At 65.8% G+C, this 20,511-nt stretch carries 16 protein-coding genes and 1 pseudogene; 9 read left to right on the plus strand and 8 right to left on the minus strand.

Annotation, left to right across the window (positions count from 1 at the left end):
- Window positions 1–59 precede the first annotated feature (59 nt).
- Complete coding sequence (locus H9K76_RS15070; protein ID WP_187596184.1) at window positions 60–1,019, minus strand: Bug family tripartite tricarboxylate transporter substrate binding protein; 960 nt, start codon at window positions 1,017–1,019, stop codon at window positions 60–62.
- A 137-nt stretch (window positions 1,020–1,156) separates the two neighbouring features.
- Here H9K76_RS15070 and H9K76_RS15075 point away from each other — a divergent pair, with 137 nt between their 5' ends.
- The 3 genes and pseudogenes from H9K76_RS15075 to H9K76_RS15085 all read left to right on the plus strand — a co-directional run bounded on the left by H9K76_RS15075 (window position 1,157) and on the right by H9K76_RS15085 (window position 3,771).
- On the plus strand, window positions 1,157–1,843 hold the full coding sequence (locus H9K76_RS15075; RefSeq protein ID WP_187596185.1) for a response regulator: 687 nt from the start codon (window positions 1,157–1,159) through the stop codon (window positions 1,841–1,843).
- Window positions 1,840–3,287: pseudogene (locus H9K76_RS15080) on the plus strand (sensor histidine kinase). The gene H9K76_RS15075 and the pseudogene H9K76_RS15080 overlap by 4 nt, the downstream one beginning before the upstream one ends.
- Window positions 3,288–3,342: 55 nt before the next feature.
- Window positions 3,343–3,771: an RNA-binding S4 domain-containing protein gene (locus H9K76_RS15085; RefSeq protein ID WP_187596186.1), complete on the plus strand. Its 429-nt coding sequence runs from the start codon at window positions 3,343–3,345 to the stop codon at window positions 3,769–3,771.
- A 10-nt stretch (window positions 3,772–3,781) separates the two neighbouring features.
- Here H9K76_RS15085 and H9K76_RS15090 read toward each other — a convergent pair whose 3' ends face one another.
- Window positions 3,782–4,609, minus strand: a complete 828-nt coding sequence (locus tag H9K76_RS15090; RefSeq protein ID WP_246475042.1) for a LysR family transcriptional regulator — start codon at window positions 4,607–4,609, stop codon at window positions 3,782–3,784.
- Window positions 4,610–4,779: 170 nt separating this feature from the next.
- On the opposite strand from H9K76_RS15090, the gene H9K76_RS15095 reads away from it, so the two are divergent.
- From H9K76_RS15095 to H9K76_RS15120, 6 genes are all read left to right on the plus strand, one after another.
- Window positions 4,780–6,351 (plus strand): MFS transporter, encoded by a 1,572-nt coding sequence (locus H9K76_RS15095; protein ID WP_187596188.1) that lies wholly within the window; start codon window positions 4,780–4,782, stop codon window positions 6,349–6,351.
- 82 nt (window positions 6,352–6,433) lie between these two features.
- Window positions 6,434–6,907 carry a CopD family protein gene (locus H9K76_RS15100; RefSeq protein WP_187596189.1) on the plus strand — a complete coding sequence of 158 codons (474 nt, stop codon included), beginning with the start codon at window positions 6,434–6,436 and terminating at the stop codon, window positions 6,905–6,907.
- Window positions 6,908–7,616: 709 nt separating this feature from the next.
- Complete coding sequence (locus tag H9K76_RS15105; protein ID WP_187596190.1) at window positions 7,617–8,153, plus strand: MarR family winged helix-turn-helix transcriptional regulator; 537 nt, start codon at window positions 7,617–7,619, stop codon at window positions 8,151–8,153.
- Window positions 8,154–8,256: 103 nt separating this feature from the next.
- The gene (locus H9K76_RS15110) at window positions 8,257–9,747 is read left to right on the plus strand and encodes an efflux transporter outer membrane subunit (RefSeq protein WP_187596191.1); all 1,491 of its coding nucleotides are present in this window, start codon (window positions 8,257–8,259) and stop codon (window positions 9,745–9,747) included.
- Window positions 9,748–9,910: 163 nt separating this feature from the next.
- On the plus strand, window positions 9,911–11,275 hold the full coding sequence (locus H9K76_RS15115; RefSeq protein ID WP_187596192.1) for an HlyD/EmrA/EmrK family protein: 1,365 nt from the start codon (window positions 9,911–9,913) through the stop codon (window positions 11,273–11,275).
- Window positions 11,276–11,301: 26 nt separating this feature from the next.
- Window positions 11,302–12,918, plus strand: a complete 1,617-nt coding sequence (locus H9K76_RS15120) for a DHA2 family efflux MFS transporter permease subunit (protein WP_187596193.1) — start codon at window positions 11,302–11,304, stop codon at window positions 12,916–12,918.
- An 85-nt stretch (window positions 12,919–13,003) separates the two neighbouring features.
- On the opposite strand, the gene H9K76_RS15125 is transcribed toward H9K76_RS15120, so the two are convergent.
- From H9K76_RS15125 to H9K76_RS15150, 6 genes are all read right to left on the minus strand, one after another.
- On the minus strand, window positions 13,004–14,278 hold the full coding sequence (locus tag H9K76_RS15125; RefSeq protein ID WP_187596194.1) for a cytochrome P450: 1,275 nt from the start codon (window positions 14,276–14,278) through the stop codon (window positions 13,004–13,006).
- Between the two features lie 30 nt (window positions 14,279–14,308).
- A complete protein-coding gene (locus H9K76_RS15130; RefSeq protein WP_187596003.1) occupies window positions 14,309–14,533 on the minus strand; it encodes an acyl carrier protein in 225 nt (74 codons plus the stop codon).
- A 12-nt stretch (window positions 14,534–14,545) separates the two neighbouring features.
- A complete protein-coding gene (locus tag H9K76_RS15135; protein ID WP_187596195.1) occupies window positions 14,546–16,270 on the minus strand; it encodes an AMP-binding protein in 1,725 nt (574 codons plus the stop codon).
- Window positions 16,263–16,919: a GNAT family protein gene (locus H9K76_RS15140; protein ID WP_187596196.1), complete on the minus strand. Its 657-nt coding sequence runs from the start codon at window positions 16,917–16,919 to the stop codon at window positions 16,263–16,265. Before H9K76_RS15140 ends, H9K76_RS15135 begins: the two co-directional genes overlap by 8 nt.
- On the minus strand, window positions 16,916–17,701 hold the full coding sequence (locus tag H9K76_RS15145) for a SapC family protein (protein WP_187596197.1): 786 nt from the start codon (window positions 17,699–17,701) through the stop codon (window positions 16,916–16,918). Before H9K76_RS15145 ends, H9K76_RS15140 begins: the two co-directional genes overlap by 4 nt.
- Window positions 17,702–17,801: 100 nt before the next feature.
- Window positions 17,802–19,565, minus strand: coding sequence for an autotransporter outer membrane beta-barrel domain-containing protein (locus tag H9K76_RS15150; RefSeq protein WP_187596198.1), 1,764 nt, complete (start codon window positions 19,563–19,565; stop codon window positions 17,802–17,804).
- Window positions 19,566–20,511 lie beyond the last annotated feature (946 nt).

Genomic DNA, 20,511 nt, shown 5'->3' on the forward strand with positions numbered 1-20,511 from the left:
CGCCGTGCGCCCGTGCGGGGTTCAGGCCTGGCTTTTCAGGCCCGGTTTTCAGGCATTCGTCAGACCATGCCCGACTTGACCATCGTGGCGCGCAGGCTGGCGAACTCCTGGTCCACGAAGTTGCCGAACGCCTCGCCACCGAGCCATGCCGGGGTCCAGCCGTTCTTCTCGAGCGCCTCGGCCCAGGCCTTGCTCTTGAGTGCCTTCTCGACAGCGGCCACCAGCGCCTTGCGCTGCTCGGCGCTGATGCCGGGTGCGCCGTACACGCCTCGCCAGTTGCCGATCTCGACGTTGATGCCCTGCTCCTTGAGCGTCGGGATATCAAGGCCCTGCAGGCGCTGGCCCGAAGTCACGCCGATCGCCTTCATCTTGCCGGTGGTGATGTACTCGGCGAACTCGCTGTAGCCGCTGCCACCGACCGTGACGTTGCCGCCCAGGATGGCCGCGGTGGCCTCGCCGCCCCCACGGAATGCCACGTAGTTGATCTTGGCGGGATCAACGCCCACCTCGCGCGCGATCATCGCTGCCGCGATGTGCTCGGTGGAGCCACGCGAGCCGCCACCCCACTTCACGCTGCCGGGGTCCTTCTTGAGCTGGGCCACCACGTCGGCCATCGTCTTGAACGGCGAGTTGCTCGGCAGCACGAACACGTTGTATTCGCTGGTCAGGCGCGCGATCGGCGTGGCCTGGCTCAGGTTGACCGGGGGCTTGCCGGTGATGATGCCGCCCAGCATCACCGCGCCCATCACCATCAGCGCATTGGGGTCGCCCTTGGAGCCGTTGACGAACTGCGCAAGGCCGATGGCACCTGCGGCACCGCCCTTGTTGTCGTAGGTGACGGAAGAAGCCACGCCAGCGTCCTGCAGCGCCTTGCCCAGCGCACGACCCGTGGTGTCCCAGCCACCGCCGGGGTTGGCGGGCAGCATCATCTTCATTGCCACCGCCGCGCGCGCGGACAGCGGCAGCGAGCCGACGGCGGCCAGTGCGGCCATGGATTTCAGAAAGGTATCGCGACGCATGTGTCTCTTCTCCTGTTTTATGGAATTACGGATGCCATCATGCTCAATCAAGCTGTCAAATCGCTGTCCACCGTATGAGGGATAACACGGATACCACCGCAGCAATTCGACCCGCGCCACCTGCTAATGTGCCGCCCATGCAATTGCTTCTGGTTGAAGACGACCCCACGATGCGCACGACGCTGCAGCGCTCGCTCGCGCGCCGCGGCTTTCAGGTGACCGCGCTCGGCGATGGCGCGGCCGCGCTCACGGAACTGTTCGCCAAGCCACACGATGCGGTGGTCCTGGATCTGACGCTGCCCGGGCTCGACGGCCTGCAGGTGCTGCAGCAGGCACGTGCCCGCGGGCTGCGCACGCCCGTGCTGGTGCTGACCGCGCGCGGCACCGTGGGCGATCGCGTGCGCGGCCTCAACGCAGGCGCCGACGACTATCTGCCCAAGCCCTTCGATCTGGACGAACTCGAAGCCCGGCTGCGGGCGCTCGTGCGCCGCAGCGCCGATCAGCAGGAAGCCCAGCCCTCGGCGCCCTCGCAAACGACGCTGGGCGCCTTGCGCCATGACAGGAGCAGCGGCCTCTTCTACCTGCGGGACGAGCCCATGGAAGTCACCCCGCGCGAGCAGGCACTGCTGCGCGCCCTGCTCGCGCACCCGGGACGCGCCCTCAGCAAGGAGCGCCTGTACGAGGCCGTCTTTCCCGGCCAGCCCGACGTGCAGTACGAGGCCATCGAGGTCGTGGTCTACCGGCTGCGCAAGAAGCTGGCCGATACCGGCGTGTCGCTGATGACGCTGCGCGGCCTGGGTTATCTGCTGAAGGCCGATCAGTGAAGGAGCGCAGGCGCCCGGCGGAGCAGGCCGAACAGGCAAGCTGGCGCGGCTGGTCGCTGCGCCGCCAGTTGCTGGTCGGCATCCTCGTGCCCACGCTGCTGCTGATCTCGTTCAATACCTACAGCCTGTACCGCAAGACGCTGGTCGCGCTCAACACCGCCTATGACCGCACGCTGCTCGCTTCCGCCAAGAGCATCAGCGAGGAGCTGGACGTCACCGGCTACGACGATCTGGCCGAACTGCGCGCCACCGTGCCCTACTCCGCGCAGGAGGCCTTCGAGGCCGACAACCAGAGCCGCATGTTCTATCGCGTCTCCAACATGCATGGCGAGCTGATCTCGGGCTTTGCCGAACTGCCCGTGTGGCATGGACAGATACCGCCGCGCCCACCCTATGCGGCGCTGGTCGACTTCTATGACGCCGAATTCCGCGGCGAGCCCGTGCGCGTAGCCGTGCTGCTGCAGCCCGTGGCGAGCGCCGAAGGGCGCGGCATGGCCGTCATCCAGGTCGCGGAAACGCTCGAGATCCGCCAGGCCGCCGCGCTGCAGATCATGCAGGAGACGATTGCGCGGCAGCTCGTGCTGCTCGGGGTGATCGCGCTCATCGTCGTACTGGTCGTGCAGCGTGCCACGCGGCCGGTGCGCCAGCTCAGCCATGCAATCCAGGAGCGGGCGGAAGACGATCTGTCCCCCATTGGCTCGGCCTCCGCGCCCCAGGAACTGCAGCCGCTGGTCGACGCCACCAACGATGTCATGCAGCGGCTGTCGCACCTGCTCGAGCACCAGCAGCGCTTCGTGCGCGATGCCTCGCACCAGCTTCGCACACCGCTCGCCGTACTCAAGACCCAGGTGCAATCGGCGCTGCGCGACGACCTGCCGCACCGCGAGGCCCTGCAGGAGATCGGCGGAACGGTCGACCGTGCGACGCAACTGGCCAACCAGATGCTGGCGCTCGCCAAGGTGGAACAGCTGCGCCAGCAGAGCCAGCCGGGACAGGCGCGCTGGGACGAGATCCTGCGCGACGTGGCGCTCGACATCTCGCCGCTGATCGCACAGAAGGACCTGGATTTCGGCATCCACACCGTGCCGGTACGGGTGCAGGCCCATGAATGGATGCTGCGCGAGCTGTGCCGCAACCTGCTGCACAACGCGATCCGCCACACGCCCGAGCATGGCACGCTCAATGTCAGCCTGCAGTTGACGGACGAAGGGCTCGCGCGCATGACGATCTCGGACACCGGCCCGGGCATCGATGACGAACTGGCCAGCCGCCTGTTCCAGCCTTTTTCGGCCGGAGACGTGCGCACCGGATCAGGGCTGGGCCTCGCCATCTGCCGGCAGATCGTGCAGGCGCTGGGGGGCAGCATCACCCTCGGGAACCGGCTCGATCACGCGGGGGGATCGAAGGACTGGATGCAGGGGTGCTGCTGCCCTGCACTGACTGACTGAGCGAACGGAATGCGCCCACCGCCAGGCTGCGTTGGAGGCACAATGAAGGCGATGAACTCAACACTCGAATCGATGCGCCTGGACAAATGGCTCTGGTGCGCCCGTTTCTACAAGACCCGCTCGGTGGCCGTGGAGGAAATCGGCAAGGGCCGCGTCACCGTCAACCAGCAGAACGCCAAGGCCGCACGCGAACTGCGCGTGGGCGACACGGTGTCGCTGCGCCAGGGAGTGGTGGAGCGCATCGTGGTCGTGCAGGCCCTCAGCAACATGCGCGGCCCCGCGCCCGTGGCCCAGCAGCTGTACAAGGAAACCGAGGCCAGCCAGAAGGCCCGCGCCGAAGCGGCCGAACGGCGCCGCCTCGCTCCCGAACCGGCAGCCACGCTGAGCGAGGGCCGCCCGACGAAGCGCGACCGCCGGCAGATCGATCAGGTGCGCCACGACTGGGACGATCGCTGGAGCGCCTCCATCGACGACGAATGAGCCGATCCGCTCAAGCAGCCTGCGCGCCGCCCTGCAACTGTGCAAAGCGCTCCTGCATCCAGCGCGACGTCTCGTCCAGGCTCGTGCCCTGCAGCCACAGCATGCGCACCACCAGCGGCGGCATCACCATTTCCTCGCAGTGCAGCTCGACCAGCCGGTGGTACGGCCGCACGTAGTTCGCCACGTTCTCCGGAAGAATCGCCCAGCCGACGCCCGCCGCCACCATGTCGGCAATCATGTAGGAACTGTCGAAGCGCCAGACCTGCGGGCTGATGATGCTCTCGTCCATGCCGTCGATCTGCGCCACGATCTGCCGGTGCGCCGCGAGCGCCTTGCAGGTGACGCGCGCATCCGGCACGGCAAGCGGATGGTGCGCGGCCACGTAGATTTTCTGCGGCACGGTGGACATGAAGTGCTGCGCGCACTCCGGCAGCGCGGCCCCGCGATCGATCTGGAAGCCAATCTGCGCGCGGCGCTGCATCACGTAGTTCGCCACCTCCTTCGAGGATCCGCACAGCGTGCTCAGCGCGATGGCGCCATTGCGCTGCGCCAGCTCCGACAGCAACTGGGCTACCGGCAGGCACGGCAGCGCCTCGTCGATCGCGACGGCCAATTGCGCCGGTTGCCCGCGCGCCAGCACCTGCGCGCGCATCTCCAGCGCCTGCGCCTGCAGCAGAAGCTCGCGCGCCTCGCCGAGCATCACCTCGCCCGCAGGAGTGATCTGCAAGTTACGGCTGCTGCGCTCGAAAAGCTCCAGCCCGAGATCGGCCTCCAGCAGTCCTATCGACATGCTGACCGCCGACTGCGCGCGCCCGAGCGAACGCGCGGCGGCTGTCATGCTTCCGCAATCGGCAACAGCGACAAAGTGACGAAGGCGATCCAGGGTCCATTCGAAATCCGGCTTCATTCATCAATTTTACTGATTAAATCAAACTTTATTCAATCATTTAATTGATTGAAAATAGGATCGACATCTTTTTTTCAGTTCTTTCCGAGTCAGAGATCCCCATGCAAACGCGCACCAACGCCCATTGCACCCCATCCTCCCCGTCCGCCACCGGCGCTTCACCGCCGGCCGCGCTGCACGCCCGACGCTGGCTCATCCTTGCCATCGTCTCCGTGGCGCTGCTCCTGATCGTGATCGACGTGACGGTGCTCTACACCGCGTTGCCTCGGCTCACCCATGAACTGGCGGCATCCGCGTCAGCCAAGCTCTGGATCATGAATGCCTACGCGCTGGCCGTTTCCGGGCTGCTGCTGGGCATGGGCACGCTTGGCGACCGGCTGGGCCACAAGCGGCTGTTCGTTGCCGGACTGGCGGTATTCGGATTGGCCTCGCTGGCGGCGGCGTTCTCTCCCACCGCAGGCTGGCTGATCGCCGCGCGCGCCTTTCTCGGCCTGGGCGCGGCCATGATGATGCCGGCAACGCTCTCGCTGATCCGGCTGACGTTCACGAACGAGCAGGAGCGCGCCTTCGCCATCGGCGTGTGGGCCTCGGTCGCCTCGGGCGGCATGGCCTTCGGGCCGGTGGTGGGCGGCGCCCTGCTCGAGCACTTCTGGTGGGGGTCGGTGTTCCTGATCAATGTCCCCATCGTGCTGATCGCGCTGCCGCTGGCCGTGTACTTCATTCCGCGCGGCGGCCCGACGTCCGACCGACCATGGGATCCGGTGGCCTCGCTGCAGGCCCTGGTGGCGCTCGTGGGCATCACCTACGCCGTCAAGGAGTCCGGCAAGCAGGCTCCCGACTGGCTGGCTGCGCTCGCGGCGCTCGTCATCGGCTCGCTGTTCGCGTGGCGCTTTGTGCGCAGGCAACTCGACAGCGCCGACCCGCTGCTCGACCTCTCGCTGTTCCGCCATCGCGCGTTCAGTGCCGCCGTGGCAGGCGCCATGGTGACCGCCGCGGCGCTGATCGGCATGGAGCTCATGTTCAGCCAGCGCCTGCAGCTCGTGCTCGGACAGTCGCCCCTGCAGACCGGCTGGGCGATCCTGCCGCTGCCACTGGCCGCCTTCGTGGCAGGCCCCCTCGCGGGGCACTGGCTCTCGCGCATCGGCCACCAGCGCATGCTGCCCGGCGGCCTCCTGGTCGCAGGTATCGGCATGGCGGCATTCGTGCTCACCCACTCGGCGCAACAGCCGTTGTGGCAGGTCGGCAGCCTGGTGCTGATGGGGCTCGGCATGGGTGCGGCAATCACCACGGCATCGAGCACCATCATGCTGAGCGCGCCAGAGGACCGCGCCGGCATGGCCGCCTCGGTCGAGGAGGTTTCCTACGAACTCGGCGGTGCGCTGGGTATCACGCTCTCCGGCGGGCTGCTGTCGGCCGTCTACACGCATGCGATGCCGCCCCTTGCCGAGCTCTCCACGCCCGGCGCGGCTCCGCTGCCTTCCACCGTGCGCGACAGCCTCGACGAAGCATTGATGCTCGCCGAATCCCTGGGCAGCGAAACAGGCATCCGCCGCCTGACCGACGCCGCCTTCTCCGCATTCGGGCAGGCATTCGACGTGGTGCTGGCCGTCAACACCGCACTGCTTTGCATGGTTGCCGTGCTGGCATGGTGGAGCCTGAAGTCGAGGCGATGACCCCACTGCCAAGCGACATGTCGTTTGCCGTAGACTCCGTGCCACCGCGCACCCCACGACGCCCCTTCCACAGAGACCGCCCATGCTGTTCATCATTCTCAAGCTCGTCCACCTGATCTCCATCGTCATCTGGGTGGGCGGCATGTTCTTTGCCCATTTCTTCCTGCGCCCTGCAGCGCAGGAACTGGAGGCACCCGTGCGTGTCAAGCTGATGCGCGACGTGCTGGGCCGGTTCTTCTCGACCGTCCTCGTACTGATCCTGCTGATTCTCCTGAGCGGCATCGGCCTGATCGGATCGGTGCACGGCATGGCCGCCAAGGTGGGCGCCCAGTTCTCGATGCCCCTGTCCTGGATCGTCATGACCGTCCTGGGCGTGATCATGATGGCCGTGTTCGGGCACATCCGCTTCGCGCTGTACAAGCGGCTCAACGCGGCAGTCGAGGCCAGGGACTGGCCCGCAGGTGGTGCCGCGCTCGCCTCCATCCGCAAGCTGGTGGCCCTGAACCTGGCCCTGGGGCTGGTGATCATCGCGGCCATGCGCTTCCCGCTGGGCTGATCTTTCCCATCACCCCCTTATCCCTCTTCCCCTCAAGGCTGGCGTGAGAATGCCAGCTTTTTTGTTGGCTGCGTCTCGTTGAGGGTAGAGGCCGGGAGTGCCCCCGGCGGGGCAGTAACTTTTTGCGCGCGCAAAAAGTCACCAAAAAGGCGTCTTAATACCCACGGCAAAACTCTCTTCGTTCCTTCGTCACTCCGTTCAAACAGCCGCCGTGAGTCAGTTGAAGGGGAGGAGCATTCGGCACGTCGCTGCGCTCGTGCTGGGGCATCTCGCGACTTCGCGAGATGTGTCGCGCCCCAATTCATCCTCGCCGTTCAAAGTGGGCGCAGTCAGCTCGCCCGAAGTCGGGCGAGCCCAGGCACGAGCGCAGCGATGTGCCGTACGTAGCTCTTCCAGACTGACTCGCGGTGGCTGTCTGAACGGAGCGCGTAGCGCGAAGTGAGTTTTACCGCGTGCCCCCGCATTCAAAGCGCATTTTTGGTGACTTTTTGGGCAAGACCAAAAAGTTACTGCCCCGCCGGGGGCACTCCCGGCCTCCACCCTCAAACATAGAAAGCAGAAGCTGAACCAGCACCCCACCCATTTACTTAGGCTCCTCAATAACCACGAACTCATTAGTGTCGTCCGAGCAGAGAAAAGACGACATGGGTCAAAGTGCAATAATTGCCATCGATATATTTGACATGACAACTATTGTCAAGACAAAGTTATGACAACCGATGGCCGCCAGATCGTGAATGCCGGGGACGAGAGCACGTTCTTCTACCAACCCGGCAGCTACACCCCGACTGAAAGTGCCGGCTTTCTGATGCGGCGTGTGCTGAGTTCGATCCTGCAACAGGCCGACGCCCAACTGGCCGATCACGGCCTGACCTATGTGCAATGGCTACCGCTCTACAAGCTGCTGCTGTGCGCCGAGACCACCAATGCCCTGCTTGCCAAGGATCTGGGCATGGATCCCGCTTCGGTCACGCGGGCGCTGGACCGCATCGAGGCCAAGGGGCTGCTGCGCCGCGAGCGCTCCACCTCCGATCGACGCGTCGTGCATCTTGCACTGACCGACGAAGGCCGTCGCATCGCGGCCGAGGTTCCGCAAGTGCTGTCGCGCGTGCTCAACAAGCATCTCGATGGCTTCTCCCACGATGAATGCAGGCTCATGCTCGACATGCTCAAGCGCATGCTGCGCAACGGCGACGCCATGCGCTGCAACTACGCTGGCGAGCATCCCGCCCATGGGCCGGGTTGAATGAACCGGGACACGGCGCCAGCCCGCGTTTGCCGCTTCAGTTCCGTCTTTCGCTTTTTAGTCTCCAGTTTCACTTTCACGTCTCACCAAGCAGGCACACACCATGCCCTTCAAGCCCATCCGCACATCACCCCGTGCACTGTTGTCTCCTCTGGCCTCCATCACCGCGCTCGCCGCGGCGCTGGCGCTGGCTGGCTGCGCATCGCAGGGTCCCGATCACCCGGCATACAAGGAACTCGGCGCGGCCGACGTCGGCCTGGCCACGCTCACCACGTCGGCCGATCCCTCCAGTGCCGAAGCCATCGCGGCCCCCGACTGGTGGAAGCAGCTCGGCGACGCCCGGCTCGACGCCCTGATCGACAAGGCGCTTGAGGGCAGTCCGAGCCTCGCCGCCAGCCACGCGCGCTTCGACAAGGCCGCCGCGCTGGCCACCGCCAGCAGCACGGCCACCGATGTCCACGGCACGGTGAGCGCCAGCGCCACGCGCCAGCACTACACGGAAAACGGGATGATCCCCGCGCCTATCGCAGGCAACATCTACAACAGTGCCGATCTTCAGGCCGGGCTGTCGTGGACGCCCGACTTCTTCGGCCGCTACGGTGCGCAGTTGCAGGCCGCCCTGGGCCAGGCCCGGGCCGCCAAGGCGGACAGCGCGGCCGCCGCCAACCAGCTGGCCGAGAAAGTGGCCCGCAGCTATGTCACGCTGGCGCGCCTGCTGGCCCAGCGCGAGGTGGCCGAGCGCACGCTGCAGCAGCGCCAGTCGCTTCTGGAGCTGAGCCAGCAGCGCACGCGCCAGGGCCTGGACAGCCAGGTCGAGCTCACACAGGCCGAAGCGGGCCTGCCCGACGCCGGCACGCAGATCGAGATGCTTGACGAGCAGATCACCCTGGCGCGGCGCACCATCGCCGTGCTGTGCGCCGAGGCGCCGGATGCAGAGGCCGCGCTCACGCCCGAGCTCAACACGTTGCAGGTGCAGAAGATCCCGACGGTACTGGGTGCCGACCTGCTGGGCCGCCGCCCCGACGTGGTGGCCGCGCGCTGGCGCGTGGAAGCCGCAACGCAGGGCATCGCGAGCGCACGCGCCGACTTCTACCCGGACATCAATCTCACCGCCTTCATCGGGCTCAACGCGCTGGGCCTGGACAACCTGCTCAAGGGCAGCTCGCGCCAGTTCGGCATGACCCCTGCCCTGCGCCTGCCCATCTTCGAGGGCGAGCGCCTGCGCGCGCAACTGCGGGGCAAGCAGGCCGACCTGGATACCGCCATCGCGCAATACAACGGCGTGGTGCTCGATGCGGTGAAGTCGGCGGGCGATGCAATCGCATCCGTGCAATCGCTCGAACGCCAGAACCGTCTGCAGACCGAATCGCTGTCCAAGGCCGAACGAGCCTACGACTTCGCGGTGCAGCGCTACAAGGCGGGGCTCGCCAACCAGATCGTCGTGCTGAACACCGAAGGCCAGGTCATCACCCAGCGCAAGCTGGCCGTGGAACTGCGCGCCCGCGAACTCGACACCCGCATTGCGTTGATGTCGGCGCTGGGCGGTGGCTGGCTGGACGACACCGGTACGGTGCAGGTCAGCAGCAACCATTGATGTATGCAGCAACCCCTTGAGCCGGCACGGACCCACCCAGCCACCCTTCCCAAGAACTGAACACACCACCCCGGGCTGCACGGACACGCCAGCAACACACCTGCTGCCAGCCAGCCGCCCCCGGTCGCAAAACCACTTTCACGAATAACAGAGCGCCGAAATCATGACTGACCAAACCAAGCCCAACACCGCCGCACCAGCACCAGCATCCGCCTCTGCAGCCCCTGCACCATCGGCATCGGCCGGCAATCCGCAGGGCCGCCGCAAGGGCCTGACCATCGTTGCCGCCGCCTGCATCGTCGGAGCCCTCGCCTGGGGCGGCTGGCACTGGATGGTGGCCCGCAACTACCAGACCACCGACAACGCCTATGTGGGCGGCAACGTGGTGCAGATCACGCCGCAGGTCGGCGGCACGGTGATCAGCATCGGGGCCGACGACACCGACTTCGTCAAGCCCGGCCAGTTGCTGGTGCAACTCGACACCGCCGACGCGCTGGTGGCGCTGTCGCAGGCCGAGTCGCAACTGGCGCAGACCGTCCGCCAGACGCGCACGCTGTATGCCAACAACGCACCGCTGATGGCGCAGGTCGCGGCGAAGCAGGCCGACCTGTCGCGCCTGCAGGCCGAGGCCGCGCGCACGGCCGACGACGTGGAGCGCCGCCGTCCGCTCACGCTGACCGGCGCCGTCGGGCAGGAAGAGTTCCACCACGCGCAGGCCCAGGCCAAGTCCGCCAAGGACGCCGTGACCGCGGCGCAGGCCGCCGTGCGCGCTGCGCAGGCGCAACTCGACGCCGCAGAGGCCACCACCAAGGGCAGCAACTCCGCCGACTACCCCACCGTGCTGGCCGCGGCAGCCAAGGTGCGCGAAGCCTATCTCGCACTGGAGCGCACGCGGCTGATCTCGCCCGTCGGCGGCTATGTTGCCAAGCGCGGCGTGCAGCTCGGCCAGCGCGTCGCTGCGGGCTCGCCGCTGATGACCGTGGTCGATCTTCACAACCTCTGGGTCGATGCCAATTTCAAGGAAAGCCAGCTGGCCGACCTGCGCATCGGCCAGAAGACCGAACTCGAAGCCGATGTCTATGGCGACAAGGTCACCTACCACGGGACCATCGTCGGCCTGGGCGCAGGCACCGGCGCCGCCTTCTCGCTGCTGCCCGCGCAGAACGCCACCGGCAACTGGATCAAGGTGGTGCAGCGCGTCCCGGTGCGCATCAGCCTCGACCCCGCCGATCTCGCCAAGCACCCACTGCGAGTGGGCCTGTCGATGGAGGTGAAAACCGACATCCGCGACCAGAGCGGCACCATGCTCGCCAGCACCCAGCGCCAGGCACCGGTGGCGCAGACTTCGCTGTATGACGCCTCCATGCCCGAGGCCGAAGCGCGCATCGCCCAGATCATCGCGGGCAAGAACCTGCCGCCCCTCACCCGCCTCCCTGCGCTGTCCGAACAGGCCGTGAAGGCCATCGGCGCACAGGCAGAGCCGTCCGCCGCCCAGTCGCCCGCAGCCGACGCAAGCAACGCCCAGTAAGCGAATAGAGACAGCAGGCACAACACATGTCGTCTTCCCTCTCCGCATCCACCGGACCCGGCGCACCAGCTGCACCGCCGCCGGCCGCACCCGCGATGCCCGCACGGCCCGAGCCGCTCAAGGGCGCGACGCTTGCCATGGGCACGCTCGCGCTGTCCCTTGCCACGTTCATGAACGTGCTCGATTCGTCGATCGCCAACGTGGCCATTCCCGCCATCTCCGGCGACGTGGGCGTGAGCCCCAGCCAGGGCACCTGGGTGATCACGAGCTTCGGCGTGGCCAACGCGATCTCCGTGCCGCTCACCGGCTGGCTCACGCAACGCTTTGGCGCCGTCCGGCTGTTCACGATGAGCGTGCTGCTGTTCGTGCTCACCTCATGGCTGTGCGGCTTCGCCTCCTCGCTCGAGATGCTGGTGCTGTTCCGCGTGCTGCAGGGCGCCGTGGCGGGCCCGATGATCCCGCTGTCGCAGACGCTGCTGCTGTCGAGCTACCCCGCCTCCAAGGCCGGCATCGCGCTGTCGCTCTGGGGCATGACCACGCTGGTCGCGCCGGTGGTCGGCCCGCTGCTTGGCGGCTGGATCACCGACAACATCTCCTGGCCCTGGATCTTCTACATCAACGTGCCCGTGGGCCTGCTCTCGGCATTCATGACGTGGAGCATCTACCGCAAGCGCGAGACTCCCACGCGCAAGCTGCCGATCGACACGGTCGGCCTGACGCTGCTGGTGCTGTGGGTGGGCGCTCTGCAGCTCATGCTCGACAAGGGCAAGGAGCTCGACTGGTTCGCATCGAGCACCATCATCACGCTCGCCGTGCTGGCGGTGGTGAGCTTCGCCGTCTTCATCGTCTGGGAGCTCACCGACGATCACCCCGTGGTGGATCTGCGCCTGTTCCTGCGCCGCAACTTCGCGGCCGGCTCGATCGCGCTGTCGATCGCCTACGGCGTGTTCTTCGGCAACGTGGTGCTGCTGCCGCTGTGGCTTCAGCAATGGCTCGGCTACACCTCCACCTCGGCCGGCATGGCGCTGGCACCCGTGGGCATTTTCGCGATCATTCTCACGCCGCTCGTGGGCCGCAAGGTCTCGGTGTGGGACCCGCGCAAGATGGCCACTTTCGCGTTCATGGTGTTCGCGCTCGTGCTGTGGATGCGCTCGCACTTCAACACCGACACCGACTTCCAGCACATCCTGATTCCCACGCTGATCCAGGGTGGCGCGATGGCGTTCTTCTTCATCCCGCTCACCACGATCACGCTGGCGGGATTGACGCCCGATCGCATCCCCGCCGCCGCCGGCCTCAGCAACTTCGTGCGCATCACGCTCGGGGCGATGGGCACGTCGATCGCCACCACGCTGTGGGAAAACCGCGCAGCCATGCACCATGCGCACTTGACCGAGTTGATGATCCAGGGCCAGGGCCCGTTTGCCCTCACCCTCAGGGGCCTGCGGGCCACGGGGCTGAATCAGGAGCAGGCGCTTGCGCAGATCAACCGCCTGATCGACCAGCAGGCCTTCACCAAGGCCGCGAACGACATCTTCTTCGCGTCGGCCTGCATGTTCCTCGGATTGATCGTGCTGATCTGGTTCACCAAGCGTCCGGCGCCGCATGCCGGCGGGGGTGCCGAGGCTTCCGGGGCGCACTGACCGGCCCTCTTGCCGAAGGGTTCGCGGGTCTTCTCGAAGACGACGCGGATCGTTCAGCGAGACTCCGGCCTCGGCCCGCGATGGTTCATGATCTGGCGGTCACGCGTACGCGGTGGCCGCCTTTTCTTCGCATCTGCCCCACCCACTCGTTCTCGACCGGCAGGTCTTCGGACAGCTCCAGGCGCAGCTCGGCGATCAGGAAGCTCAATACGGTCGTCAACTCCAGCAGTGCGAAGTTCCGCCCGCCGCAGACTCTCGCGCCCCAGGTGAAGCTGGAGTGGATACCGGTTCCCATGCCCACGCCCTCGCGCGCTGCGGCATCGATGTCCGGAATCCAGAAATCCGGCCGCGCCATCGCCTTGCGGTTCACTCCGATGAGGGACACGATCACCACGTCCCCGGCGTGCACGTCGATGTCCGACAGGCGGTCGTCCGCCCTCGCCACGCGCGTCACGAACGGCAGCGGCGAATGCAGGCGCAGCAGTTCGGAGACGAAGGCCTTCAGGTCCTGATCGGCAAGGATCGCTTTGCAACGCTCGGGACCATCCGGCAGGGATGCATGGATGGCGCGCTGCCCCGCATGCAGGCGCTCCTGCAGTTCGGGGTAGGTTGCCAGCAGGTGCAGCGCCCACCCGGTGGAGTTCGATGCGGTGTCGGCCCCGGCAACGAAAAGCGTCGTCATTTCCTTTTCAAAACGGAAGTCATAGCCCGGCACGGCCTCTGCCGCCAGCATCCTGCGCATCATGGCACTGTCGTAGTCACCTGCGTCGCGCAGGCATTGCATGCCGCCGAACACCTGTCGGCGCGATTCGAGAATCTGCCGGATATGTTCCTTGGTGTGCGCGTCCTGGCCCTGCCCGCGATGGATGCAGGTGTACCTGGACGCGAGCTCGATCAGCCGCGATGGGCCGTCATGTGCCATGGGTATCCTGTCGAGCTCCACGTCAAGGAACATCTCCGTGAAGATGGACAGGATGCTGTGATGGATCGCGTCCTCGTCCAGCAGCGGCGCCTTGGTGTTGGCCACAAGCAGGCCGGCCATCCGCCGCGCCTGCCTGGCGCTGATGGCGTAGCCGCGGTCATGGTCGTACCGGCTGAAGGACGGCTGCGACAGCCCCGAGCGGAAACGCCACTGGTCGCCATCCTCGGTCAGCCGCGACTGCCCGCCCACCTGGGCAAACCATTGCAGATTCTTGGGATAGTTGGCCAGGCGCTTGCGCAGCACGGCATCGGCGTCATCCAGGTCCTGCACCACCACCACACGGCCGCCGTCATGCATGACCTCGGCATTCCGGCCCGGCGCCTCATGCGCGAGCTCGTACATGCGATTCCAGAAATCATTGGAAAACTGCTGGCTCATCGGCGGCCCCTGCTCCCGTCTTTCCATCGATCACAGCAGCCTTGCCAGGTCGCCCACTGTCTTGAGCTCGAACATGCGCATGGGGTCGATGGCTTTTCCCGTCTCGGTCTCGATGGCGACGATGATCATCTCGAATGACAGGCTGTCGATGTTCTTCAGCTGCGCTATCTCGTCATGCGCTTGGATGCTGTCCTGCGGGATCAGCAGCGTCTCCGCAATCAGGCGGCGGGTGATTTCCAGGCTATCTTGGCTCATAGGTCTTGGGCTTCATGGAGACAATGCGGGCAGCGTCATGATCTTCCCGCTCAAAAAACGTTCGCGCGTCGCGGCCCGGGCCTTCTTGCCCGAGGAGGTTCGCTCGATGCAACCATTGGAGACGACGTGCACGGCGGGCGGAGCGCCCAGCAGGCCGGCGGCGGTCGAGGCGATGGACCCGAGCGCGTGCGGATGGGCGGATTGGCGCACCGCCTTCTCATGCACCAGCAGGAACAGGTCGGACTCAGGCAACGCCCCCGGATCCTGGAACAGCAGGATATCGTCCGTCTCCGAGCGCAGGATCTCCGCCACGGCCTGCTCGACATCCTGCGGCCAGACATTCCTGCCGCGCACGATCATGACGTCCTTCCTGCGGCCCGTGATGAACAGATCGCCCTGTGCATCGAGAAAACCCATGTCGCCCGTGGCCACGCCGGCCGCGGGCTCCAGCGGCTGCAGGCTGGCACGTTCGTAGATGCCGGACATCTGCGCGGCACCCTGCACCACGACATCGCCCACCGTGCCGGCGGGAAGCACCGCCCCGCGCTCATCCCGCACCGTCACTCGCCAGCCGGGCAGCGGCCTGCCGCAATTGACGAACTCCTGCGCGCCGGAAACGGCATTTTCCGCATCGGCAACACCACCTGCGGGATCCACGATGAACCGCCGATGCGCCCGTGCCCATGGAAGATCGCACACGGTCACGGCGAGGGTCGCCTCCGCGAGGCCGTAGCTGGGCCTGAACGCGTCGGCGTGGAAGCCCGCCCCGGCATGGCGGTCGGCAAAGGATTGCAGTTGCGACGGGATGATCCGGTCACCGCCAACACCGGCAATGCGCAGGGCCTGCAAGCAAAGGGAGGCATCCTCCTCGGCTGCCGCACGGCCGGCCGCGAGTGCGTATCCGAAACCGGGGGCATAGGTGATGGTGCTGGCCCTGCTGCTCATCAGCCGGGTCCAGAGCTGGGGCCTGCGCACAAAGGCAGTGGGTGCAAGATAGTCCACGCAGACCTGCGCGCACAGCGGCGCCAGCAGCATGCCGACCAGCCCCATGTCGTGATAGAAAGGCAGCCACGAGAATGCCCGGTCCGATGCGCTCAACTGCATGCCGCTGCAAAGGATGTCGTCCACATTCGCCATCAGTGCGCCATGGGAAATGGCGATGCCCTTGGGATGCGATGTGGACCCCGACGAGAACTGCACATAGGCGATATCACCCGGGGCCGGCATCTCCCACGAACATGCCTGGGGATGGTCCGCTCCAGCGGCCATGGCCTCTGTTGCCGTCTCGTAGTCCACGCATGGAAGGCGTGCAGACAGGCCCTCGGCCTGCAGGATGGGCAGCATGGGCCGGGGAGCCACCAGAAGCGACATGCCCGCAGCCTCCAGCATGCCCTGCAGCACACGCTGGTAGCGCGCGTTGCCTTGCAGCGCGGACGGCAGCGGCAGCGGACACGATATCCAGCCCAGCAACTGGCAGGCCAGGAAATGCGTGATGAAGTCGGGGCCGGTCTGCGCGACGAGCCCGACCCTTGCCCCCTTCGCCAGGGAATGGGTGCAGCGCAGATATCCCGCCAGCTGCCGCGCCGCCTGCCATAGCCGCGCATGGCTCAGGAATGCCTGCTGCTGGCCGAGGCCATCGAAGAAAGTCAGGCCCTGGTCGGGAAGGCATGCCGCATGCTCGGCAGCCTCCAGCAGGTTCGCGAACCCGCCGATGCGGCGCTCCTGACGCTCAGGCATTGCCGCCCTGGCCTGCCGGCACGGCGGAAGCGGGACGCTCCAGCGGCCGTTTGGGTGGGCGCAGCGCCAGATCCTTGAAGCACGCGATGGCCAGCACATCCAGGCGCTTGCCATCCACCCCCAGGCACTCCTGCCGCAACAGGGCCTCGGGTACGAAGTGCTCGTTGTTGGCCAGCGCAAAGAGCACGCGGCGGTTGCTGGCCAGCACACGCGCGGAGATCTTCTCGATGTCGGTGCGGGAGAACATCTCGTCGAAAAGGGGCTCCGAGACTTCCCACAGTATCTGCCGGGCCACCTGTGTATGAGGCGCCATGCCCATGGTGAGCGTCGCCACGCGGTGCACGCGGTTGACCGAGAAGTTGTAGAACCCCTGCAGGCTCTGGCTGTGCTTGTCCAGCACGCCGATGAAGTAGTTGTCCAGGTTGTTGAAGCTGGCGATGAAGGCCCTGAGTCCTTCCACGGAAAAGTGCAGCGCGGAGAGATTGAGTCCCTGCAGCATGAGCGGGTCGTCGAACCAGCGTGCGAACTCCGGGGTCACATCGGCTGCCGTGAGGCTGCGCACCACGAAGTTGCTGGTTTCCACACGCACCGGGCCGCCCTGAGAGGCTTGCTGCACGGGCTGCTGCAGCGAGATCGAGAATCCGCTCATGCCGTCTCCGCCTGAGCCGCCGCCGGGAGTGCCTGACGCTGGTGCAGCGCCAGCAGTTGCTGCCAGTTGTTCGCCATCGACCATTGATGCACCGCGACCAGCGCCGCGTAGCCCTGCCGGACCCAGTCGGCCAGCGTGGCATCGGGCAGCCGGTGGTAGGCATCCATGTCCACCACGCGAAAGCCGCCGAGTTCGTAGTACTGTCCGGGCGCCAGTTCGATGCGGGCCTGTCGGGGCACGAGCAGGCGTTCGCGCTCCAGGGCCGCCATGAAGTGCCGCGTCATCTGCTCATCCTGCAGGCATTGCCGGCAGAAGCCCACGATCTCGCCGAGCGCCGTGTTGGGCTGCCCCTGGAAGTCGAACAATGGGCGCGCCGTGGCATCACTCTCGAGGGGGACGACCTGTCCTGCGTGCGGATCGAAGAAAAAGCTGGCGCTGCGCCCATCGCCATCCACACGCATCCAGAACGGATAGCGGCGCAGATAGCCCGGGACATAGGTCTCGGGCAACCACTGCCCCTCGGCATCCACGAACAGGTTGCGCCCCTCCACCAATGCAGTCACCGCGATGGGGATTCCCGCGCTCTCGGCAGGCCCGAAGACGATCGGATAGCTGCGCGCGGCCAGCGCGAACTCACTGATGCCCAGGGGCACCGCGTTGGCGTTGCATGCCGCGCGGAAGTTCGGCGTGCCTCGCACGCCAAAGCCCAGATGCCGCGCAGGATCCAGTGGCTGCAGTTCGCGGTAGAACATGGGCAGGGGTGGCGTAGAGGACGTATTCATGAACCTTGCTGCAAACCGAGGGTGTTCGGCCCCCATGGCCGAAACCTCTATTCTGCGCGATCCCCGCGTGCCCGCAGGGATCGGCACGTCACGTCCATGGTCAGGCCCGGTCCTGCTTGCGCCGGCGGCCGATGAATGCCGCGGCGGCCATCATCAGCCCCGCAAGCGCGCCCAGCCCTCCGGCACCCAGCGCGGGAACCGGCGTGGCGCTGCCCGGCGTGTTGCCGCCGTTGTCGGTACCGCCGCCGCTCCTGGTCAGGTTGTTGGACATGGTGAGCGTCTGCAAGCCTCCCACGGGCATGGCCGTACCCGAGGGACCGTAGGTGGCAGCACTCCACTGGTAGCCCGTCACCGCAGGCATCGGCGAGCCTTGCACGACGGCGCACTGGCTGCCCACCGCCACGGTGATCGGAGCCGAGTTGCCCACGTTGTTGGTCACCGTGATGTTGCCGCTGTACTGGTAGCTGGGCGTCGTGCAGTTCAGCGTGAAGGGAATGCTGCCGGTGAATGCCGGAGCGCCGCCGGAGGGTGTCACCGTCTGCTGGATGATGATCTGCCCTGGCGCCTCGGTGGCCTGCAGGTACCAGTTGCCGTTGCCCGCCTTCACCAGCTGGTACTGGAATCCGCCTTGCGTGATGGGCCCGCCATCGAGCACGAAGGTGCCTGCGCCGCTGGCACCGGCCGCATCCACGACGAGAATGCCGTCGCAGCCGCTGGTTGCCGCTCCGGGCCCGCTCGCATTGGTGATCTTCAGCCGGGTCTCGCCCGTGATGGCTCCGGTGATGACCAGCTTGTCGCTGGCGCTGCCGCAGGCCCCCAGCACCGTGTCGAGCAGCACCGCGCCACCGCCGCTCCAGCTGCTGGCCCTGGCAATGTCGCTGGTGCTCTGGCCACTGTCGGTCAGTTGCAAGGTGCCATTGGCCCCCAAGGTCACCTGGTTCAGCGTCTGGTTCGTGCCGCCCTGCATCAGGGTTCCGCCAGCCACCGTGAACGACTGGGCGTTGCTCAGGACATCGTTTGTCGGCAGCACCAGGGTTCCTGCGTTCACCTCAACCAGGCCATTAAAGGATTGCTGGTCGGTGGGGTGTTCGACAACGGGATCGCAAGCGCCATCCGTGGCATAGGACGGAAGAGCGGCGACCTGCGAGACGGTCGTCGTTCCGGCATCCTGCACCAGCCGGCCCGTGCCCTTGAGCGGAACGTCGAAACTGAGATTGCTTCCGGTATGGTTGAAGTGCAGCGCACTGGTGGGGTCCTTCAGCTGGATGAGGGACGCCTGGATGCTGCCCGGGGCCGAGGGAGTGGCGGTTTCCGATCCGTAGTAGACCTGCCCGGTCCCTTCCACATCGATGGGCCCGATGCCGTAGGCTTCATGGATGAGTTCGTAGGGCCCCATCGAGGCATTCGAGAGTTGAGAAACCCCAACCTTGATGGCTGCACTGTTTTCGGCCACGAGCGTTCCGTTGCTTCCCACCTGGATCTTGCCGATATGGTAGGAACGAATCGGTATGGCCGTAGTCCCCCCGAAGCCGGCTGCGTACTTGCCGCTCACCAGCAGGTCCGAACCGCTGCCCGACGCCCGGACCAGCCCGGTGCCCGTCCCGCCCACGATGAGCGGCGCAGGAGCAGCAGGAGTGGAACTGCAGGCGGACATCGCCATGCCGTTGCTCACCCCCGCCTTGCCTCCGCTCAGCACGTCCAGCGATCCCTGCCCGCCATCCGCCCCCACTACAAGGCCGCTCATGAAATTGGCACGATTGAGGATACCTGGGGCTCCTGCATCTCCTATGGTGATCGAGCCCACGCCCTGATCCTTGCCGATGAAGCCACGAGAAAAGATCGGAGCAACTGTGCTTGTGGGCATAGAGTAATCACCCGAACCCAGCTTGCCCTGCCCGAGAACCTCGACCTTTCCATGGCCTCCCGTACCAACACCCACTTCAAAATGGGCAAGATCTGCGGCAGTCGCTTGCGGCGGAACAGAGGGAAGTCCGTAGAACAGCGCTGCACCATCCAGTTTCAGGGTGCCATCCCCACCTGCGCCTCTGCCAATCTGCGCATGCCGGGACTGCTGAGAAAACACCATCAGGCTGGCATCCGAAGAAGTCAGAGGATTGGCAACGCTCGAGCCCTTCACTAACAGTGTGCCATCGCCCTCCGTGCCGACCCCCAGACCACCCCAGTAGACTTGGAACCGACTACTGCCTGAGGGCAGAGTGGGTGGCTCCAACTCGACGGAAACGACGCCAGTCCCACCCGCATTCCCCGAACGGAACAATGGCTCCAATGGCCCCAACGATGTCTTGGACAGACCGCCAAGAAACCACCATGCATTACTTACCGACGCGTTCAATAGAATTTTGAGTTCGCCACTCTCACCAATCCCATTCCCCACGAAGAGTTCGTTGCTGAAACCGGGTAGCGGCTGGCTATCCATCACTGGCGTCGCTCCTCCGCCATTGACATATACCTCTTCCGTAAAAGAGCCCCCCAATTGAGGCGGATTCCAATTGGTGCCGTCATTGACGTCCGAGGTGCCCCCAACCCAGGTGATTGCCGCAGCATGGGCACCGCCCGCGAGCAACGCCCCCAATGCCACGACAGTCGCCTTCCTCGTGAAAGAGCGTCCCACGCCAAGGTACGTACCTTTTCGCGCCTTGGCCGGCTTTTGTGAACGCGCAGGCAACAACTTCGATGGCATCACGTCTCCCATGTTGATTAACATTAAGAAAAATGATGTCACATATAGAGACAAATTTGTTTGAATTTGATTAACTATGTTTCTTTTGAAATAAAAAATACCAATTTGA

Origin of the sequence: Diaphorobacter ruginosibacter, assembly GCF_014395975.1 — a bacterium.
Taxonomy (GTDB): domain Bacteria; phylum Pseudomonadota; class Gammaproteobacteria; order Burkholderiales; family Burkholderiaceae_C; genus Diaphorobacter_A; species Diaphorobacter_A ruginosibacter.

Coding starts and splice junctions, on each gene's coding strand:
- H9K76_RS15070 (WP_187596184.1), bottom strand. CDS start 1,019: ATGCGTCGCGATACCTTTCTGAAATCCATGGCCGCACTGGCCGCCGTC.
- H9K76_RS15075 (WP_187596185.1), top strand. CDS start 1,157: ATGCAATTGCTTCTGGTTGAAGACGACCCCACGATGCGCACGACGCTG.
- H9K76_RS15085 (WP_187596186.1), top strand. CDS start 3,343: ATGAACTCAACACTCGAATCGATGCGCCTGGACAAATGGCTCTGGTGC.
- H9K76_RS15090 (WP_246475042.1), bottom strand. CDS start 4,609: ATGACAGCCGCCGCGCGTTCGCTCGGGCGCGCGCAGTCGGCGGTCAGC.
- H9K76_RS15095 (WP_187596188.1), top strand. CDS start 4,780: ATGCAAACGCGCACCAACGCCCATTGCACCCCATCCTCCCCGTCCGCC.
- H9K76_RS15100 (WP_187596189.1), top strand. CDS start 6,434: ATGCTGTTCATCATTCTCAAGCTCGTCCACCTGATCTCCATCGTCATC.
- H9K76_RS15105 (WP_187596190.1), top strand. CDS start 7,617: ATGACAACCGATGGCCGCCAGATCGTGAATGCCGGGGACGAGAGCACG.
- H9K76_RS15110 (WP_187596191.1), top strand. CDS start 8,257: ATGCCCTTCAAGCCCATCCGCACATCACCCCGTGCACTGTTGTCTCCT.
- H9K76_RS15115 (WP_187596192.1), top strand. CDS start 9,911: ATGACTGACCAAACCAAGCCCAACACCGCCGCACCAGCACCAGCATCC.
- H9K76_RS15120 (WP_187596193.1), top strand. CDS start 11,302: ATGTCGTCTTCCCTCTCCGCATCCACCGGACCCGGCGCACCAGCTGCA.
- H9K76_RS15125 (WP_187596194.1), bottom strand. CDS start 14,278: ATGAGCCAGCAGTTTTCCAATGATTTCTGGAATCGCATGTACGAGCTC.
- H9K76_RS15130 (WP_187596003.1), bottom strand. CDS start 14,533: ATGAGCCAAGATAGCCTGGAAATCACCCGCCGCCTGATTGCGGAGACG.
- H9K76_RS15135 (WP_187596195.1), bottom strand. CDS start 16,270: ATGCCTGAGCGTCAGGAGCGCCGCATCGGCGGGTTCGCGAACCTGCTG.
- H9K76_RS15140 (WP_187596196.1), bottom strand. CDS start 16,919: ATGAGCGGATTCTCGATCTCGCTGCAGCAGCCCGTGCAGCAAGCCTCT.
- H9K76_RS15145 (WP_187596197.1), bottom strand. CDS start 17,701: ATGAATACGTCCTCTACGCCACCCCTGCCCATGTTCTACCGCGAACTG.
- H9K76_RS15150 (WP_187596198.1), bottom strand. CDS start 19,565: ATGCCCACAAGCACAGTTGCTCCGATCTTTTCTCGTGGCTTCATCGGC.